Annotated in this window: 5 protein-coding genes and 1 pseudogene; all 6 read right to left on the bottom strand. The window is 68.2% G+C overall.

Features of this window, described 5'->3' with window-relative positions; genetic code table 11:
* A partial coding sequence (locus HY68_RS44380) for a transposase (protein ID WP_041999548.1) occupies window positions 1–390 on the bottom strand: 390 nt, incomplete at its 3' end.
* Window positions 391–469: 79 nt separating this feature from the next.
* Window positions 470–1,639, bottom strand: a complete 1,170-nt coding sequence (locus HY68_RS34745) for a transposase (RefSeq protein ID WP_041999546.1) — start codon at window positions 1,637–1,639, stop codon at window positions 470–472.
* 112 nt (window positions 1,640–1,751) lie between these two features.
* A complete protein-coding gene (locus HY68_RS34740) occupies window positions 1,752–2,834 on the bottom strand; it encodes an aldo/keto reductase (protein ID WP_041999543.1) in 1,083 nt (360 codons plus the stop codon).
* Window positions 2,835–2,875: 41 nt separating this feature from the next.
* Window positions 2,876–3,364, bottom strand: coding sequence for a VOC family protein (locus tag HY68_RS34735; RefSeq protein WP_041999540.1), 489 nt, complete (start codon window positions 3,362–3,364; stop codon window positions 2,876–2,878).
* Between the two features lie 58 nt (window positions 3,365–3,422).
* Entirely contained in the window at window positions 3,423–4,883 is a 1,461-nt protein-coding gene (locus tag HY68_RS34730; protein ID WP_157874486.1) for an FAD-dependent monooxygenase, read from the bottom strand.
* Between the two features lie 218 nt (window positions 4,884–5,101).
* Window positions 5,102–5,327, bottom strand: a pseudogene (locus HY68_RS44580) (hypothetical protein); the annotation flags it as partial.

Below are 5,327 nucleotides of genomic sequence, written 5' to 3'. Positions count from 1 at the left end.
GTTGATGGTACGGCCGGACGCGGGGACGAAGCTGCGATGCACGCCGACCGAGTGACTGCCCCGTTTCGGCAGGAACACCGACTCCATGGACCAGGCTCTGACCGGGAGCGCCCCGCCGACCCGGCGCGTGATCTCACGCCGGGCCGGGGCCCAGTCCCAAGGGCTGGCATTGAGGAACTGGCGCAGCGAGTGGGCCGCGGTCGGCAGGGGGGAGACGGTCTCCGCCATTCTGCGCAGCGACTTCTTGCCGCGGGTGACGAGCAGGCCCCTCAGGTAAGTCTCGGCCCACCGACGCTGGTCCGCCCGGGACAGATATCCGAACAGGTCGTCGGAGAAGACGGCGAGAGGGTGACCGTAGGGGGCCGGCTGCCCGGTGGCTTCCTGTGGCATGGCTTGCGACTCCTTGGGATTGCGCGCTCCACGAGTCATCTCCGACGTCGTACGGGTGGACGTGTGTGCCGTCGCCTCGCTACCTGGGCCGGGCGGACGGCCGCCGGTCGGCGAGCCGGTGAAAGGCGTAGGCCGCCGAGACCATGGTCATGTGATGGTGCCAGCCGCGGTAGGACCGGCCTTCGAAGTCGCGTAGCCCGAAGCTGTGTTCCATGGTCCGGGTGTTTTCCTTGGACCGCTGTGTGAGCCTGCTGAGGGCAACGATGTCGTCGACGCGGTGTCCGCTGAGGTTGGTGATCCACGCGTGCTTCGCCGTGCCGGAGGGCGACACCTCGGTCAGCAGGCGGACTTGAGGCCCCTGCCCGCCGCGGGAACCTGTCGGGCCGGGGAGCGTCACGAGGCTGGAGACGACCTTCATGGTGTCACGGTGGCCGCAGGGCGCGCTCGCCTGACCGCACCAGCGGCCCAGGGCCAGGGCGGATCCGGCCCGCTTGAAGGCGCTGCGGGCAGCGTGGACGGTACGGGCCGGGCGTCGCTGCCCTGCCGAGTCGAGCACTTCGAGCGAGCCGTCGACCTCGAAGCTGAAGTCGATTCCCCTGGCGGTGAGTTCCGTGACGAACTCGGGCACCTCGGCGAGGTGGGTCAGATCCGCGACCACCGGGACCCGGCCCACCTCCCATTGAGACTCCAGTTCGTCCAGCATGGCGACGAAATCGATCCATTCAACGTTGGCCCGCACGTCGTCCGGTATGTACGCGGACTCCCGCAACGCGCTGTCGGCCAGCCACTTCGACGGCATCAGCAGTCGCCAGTTGACCGGAATGTTCCCGGACGGGACGGCCAGGGCGACCGACAGGCCGATCTGGCAGTTCACCGTGCGGCCGGCCTCGGGAAGGAAGCGCCGCTCCACGCCGACCGAACGGTCGCCGCGCTTGGGTATGGCCACCCGGGACAGCACCCAGGCCTTGGCGGGCTCCCCTTGGCTCACGTAGCGCGCGATGTGGGCCCGAACCGGCTCCCACTCCCACGGGCTCTGGTTGATGAACTGCTGGAGGGACTGGTGGGCAGGGACGGACAGGACGTCCTCGGAGATCCTGCGCACTGATTTCTTGCCCTCGACCACAAGCAGGCCCCGCAGATAGACCTCGGCCCAACGTCGTTGGTCCACTCGGGACATGGAGCGGAAGACGTCGCCTGCGAAGTCGGAGAGGGCGTCCCTGGTGGTCGTCGCCGCCGTACTGGTGGACATGCTTTTCCCCCGGCTGTAGGTGATGGGAACTAGGTAAGAAGGCTGCTCTCTATCGCGCGTGGTCGGCTGGGAATCAGGGCGTCGGAGTCCGGTGACTCCGGCGCCCGGACGGTCAGCTGGAGCGTGCGGCACCGAAGTGGGCGTCGTCGTTGACGCCGCGACGCACCGTGGTGCGTCGGTCGACGATGTTGCTCCAGTCGCGGCCGTACATGTCCTTCAGGGTGACGGGATCGCCCATCAGGTCGTGGGGGTAACCGAGTTCGATCCGGCTGCGCTCGTCGAGGCGGCCCAGCTGGTCGGCGGAGAGTACGACGTCGACGCACCCGAGGGAGTCCTCGATCTGCTTCTCCTTGGTGGCCCCCAGAATCGGAATGACGGTCTGCGGCCGGTGCAACAGCCAGGCGAGTGCGACCTGCGCAGGCGACCAGCCGCCTTCCTCGGCGATTGTCACGACCTCGCGGACGACGGCCTCGGTGCCCGGACGGCTGTTGTGTTCGCGCGGTTCGACGGTGAGCCGGCCCGTCCCGCCGGTGAGATATTTGCCGGTGAGAAGACCCTCCGACAAGGCTCCCCAGGCCAGTACCGGGATGTCGAACTGCCGCGCCATCGGCAGCAGTTCGCGCTCAGGTGCCCGCTCCAGCAGGTTGTAGCGGATCTGCAGGCCGACGAACGGAGACCAACCGCGCAGTTCGGCAAGGGTGTTCGCCTGGGCGACCTCCCAGGCCGGCCAGTTGGCGATGCCTACGTAGTGGATCTTGCCGGCCCGCACCTGGTCGTCGAGGGTGCGCATGATCTCGGGCACCGGCGTCAGGGTGTCATGGGCATGGACCCACAGCAGATCGATGTAGTCCGTCCCCAGTCGCCGCAGGCTGGCCTCCAGGGAGGCGGTGAGGTTCTTGCGGTGGTTGCCCGCCGAGTTGATGTCGTCGGGGTCGGTCTGCAGGGTGTACTTGGTGGACACGACAAACCGGTCCCGGCGGCCCTTCAGAATGTCACCCAGGTAGCGCTCGGAGGTGCCGCCGGTGTAGTGGTCCGCCGTGTCGATGAAATTCCCGCCGGCCTCGGCGTAGCGGTCGAGGATGGCCCGGCTTGTCGGCAGTGACGCACCCCATCCCCAGTCCTCGCCGAATGTGACGGTCCCCAGGGCGAGTTCGGAGATCCGCAGTCCTGTCTTACCCAGCAGGGTGTAACGCATATATCCTCCTTCGCCGCGCCGGGATCAGCGCGGCTCGGCAGCTAGCGGGCGACTACGGGGGTGTGCAGCTCGAACAGTTCTACGAGTTCTCCGCTGGGGCCCTTGACGAAGGCGACCCGGGCCTTCGTCTCGGGCTCGCCGTTGAGCACGATGCTGGTCGGCCGGCCGGGCCATTCGTCGAAGGGGAAGGGCCGCCCTCCCGCCGCGAGGCAGTTGGCGTACGCCTCGTCGACGCTGGGCACGATCAGGGCGATGTGCTGGAGGGGGCCGGGCAGGGAATCCACGTCGTCGCGGCCGCCGGGGAACAGTTCCAGATAGGTGCCACCGCCGAGTTCGATGTAGAGGGCCCGGCCCTCGTAGATGTGCCGGCAGGGCGGGTCCTGCTCGGAGGACCTGCTCCACTCGTAGATACGCGTGTAGCCGAGGCCGTCCCGGTAGAAGCGCAGCGACTCGTCGATGTCGGCGCACACGAGGGCGACGTGCATCAGTGTCGGGGCGACGGGACGCGAAGGGGTGTCCTGCGGTGCCATGCGCTCTCCTTTACGAATGTTCGAGGGGTGGGGTGGGGCTCTTGCCGGGGGACGGGGATCAGACGCCGGTGGGCCGGTCGCGGTGGAGCCACTCCCGCAGGCGTCCTGGCAGCTCCGCCAGCAGGGCCACGGGGGCAGTCAGTGCGACATGACCGTCCGGGCGCACGAGCACGGCGTGCGGAAGGCCGGCCGCCTCGGCCACGGCGACCGGGACGGGTATCTCTCTCGCCGTGGCCTCGGCAGCGGCAAGGCCGGCGCCCGACGGCACAAGGAGGGACCAGCCCAGCCCCGGAGCCATGCCGGGGCGGGGAGGCATCCGGTCGCCCACCGCCGGGCTCGGGCCTTCTCCGCCGCCGTAGGTGACGGAGAGCTGGGCCAGGCGGCTCGCCAGCCAGGCGCGGACCTCCGGCAGTTGCCCTGCAGCACCGAGGACGTCGTTGCGCATCCGGATCTTGTCGGGGTCGCTCATGGTGGAGATGTCGTGGAGCTGGGCGGCGAAGGCGAGCAGCCCCTGTGCCATGGGCCGCCGTTCGGCGTTGTACGTGCGCAGGAGCGTCGGTGAGGCCTCTCCCCTGGCCACGGCCGCGAGCTTCCAGGCCAGGTTGAAAGCGTCCTGAAGTCCCGTGTTCATGCCTTGGGCGCCGACCGGACTGTGCACGTGGGCGGCGTCTCCGACCAGGAAGACAGGCCCCTCTCCGAAGGTATCGGCGAGACGATGGCGCACCCGCCACGTGGACGACATCCGCAACTCCCTGACCTTGGCGCCCGCCGCGCTGGGGCCGCGGGACTCCAGGAGGGCCTGCACCGCACGCTCGTCGGGCGCCGGTGTGTCGTCGTCGACGAGTGCGACGGCACGGTACGTATCTCCCTCCAGTCGGGAGACGGCAAGCAGACCGGACGGCGAGAAGAAGAAGGTGATCTCCCCCTCAGGGCCGGACCAGTCCATGGTGAACTCGATGAGGGCGAAGTTGTGGGGCTTCTCGTGGCCGGTGAACGGGATACCGGACTGCTCACGGACGGTGCTGTGCACTCCGTCGCACCCCACTACCCAGCGCGCCCGCAGGGCTCGTACCTCGCCGGTCTCTTCACTGCTGACCAGTGCGTTCATCCCGGGGAACAGTTCGTTCAGGGCAAACACGGTGGTGCGCCGATGCACCCTGCCGCCGAGTTGGACGAGCCGTTCCTCGAGAACCTCCTCGGTGGTCTGCTGCGGGACCGCGAGGACGAAGGGATATGGCGTGTCCAGTTCGTCGAAGGGAGTGTGGATCACACTGCGCTCTCCGTCCCGTGCGGTGAAGGAACGTCCCGGCCTCCCCCTCTCGATCAGCGCGTCGGCGGCTCCGATGGTGGCGAGCGATTCAAGGGTGCGGGCGTGGACGGCCGCCGCACGCGAGTGGACGGCGTTGCTTGCCGCCCGATCCACCAGAACGTAATCCACGCCCTGGCTGTGCAGCGCGCAGGCCAGGGCCAGGCCGGTCGGCCCCGCGCCGACAATCAGCACGTCCGTACTGCTGGGCAACGTCGAATTGTTCTGATGGTCCGGCATATTGCGCTCCAATCATGCAGTCGTTGACCTCTCGCCCGCCGAATTCGTGATTCCGCCTAAACGGTCGGGCTCGGGCCTCGCGAGCTGGGCGCTGCAAGTATCGGGAGCCTCAGAAGCCTCTCGCAACGGCAACTGTACAAAGTCACAAGATCACTCAGGCTTACCGTGTCGCCAACTCGGCGCCAGGCCAATCAATTCTGATGCGACTTTGGAAGATCCACGCCTTTGTTTCCGGCCGGTAAGACCGGCGCGCGTACGGCCCGGACTGCAATACAGCTTTCAACGAAATCATGGACGGCGGACGGGGGTTGGTCGTTCAGCGGCCAGACCACCCCCACGTCGCTGGGCGCGACCCCGGTCAGCGGGCGGTAGATGACGTCGGGCCGCTGGTAGAAGGGAGGCGGTGGCCGTGGGGGG

Origin of the sequence: Streptomyces sp. AcH 505, assembly GCF_000818175.1 — a bacterium.
Classification (GTDB): Bacteria; Actinomycetota; Actinomycetes; order Streptomycetales; family Streptomycetaceae; genus Streptomyces.
The sequence above is the reverse complement of the archived record's forward strand: the minus strand, read 5'-3'. Positions and strand labels throughout refer to the sequence as shown.

Bases quoted from the DNA above. Each gene is read 5' to 3' on its own strand.
- HY68_RS34745 (WP_041999546.1), bottom strand. From the start codon at position 1,639: ATGTCCACCAGTACGGCGGCGACGACCACCAGGGACGCCCTCTCCGAC.
- HY68_RS34740 (WP_041999543.1), bottom strand. From the start codon at position 2,834: ATGCGTTACACCCTGCTGGGTAAGACAGGACTGCGGATCTCCGAACTC.
- HY68_RS34735 (WP_041999540.1), bottom strand. From the start codon at position 3,364: ATGGCACCGCAGGACACCCCTTCGCGTCCCGTCGCCCCGACACTGATG.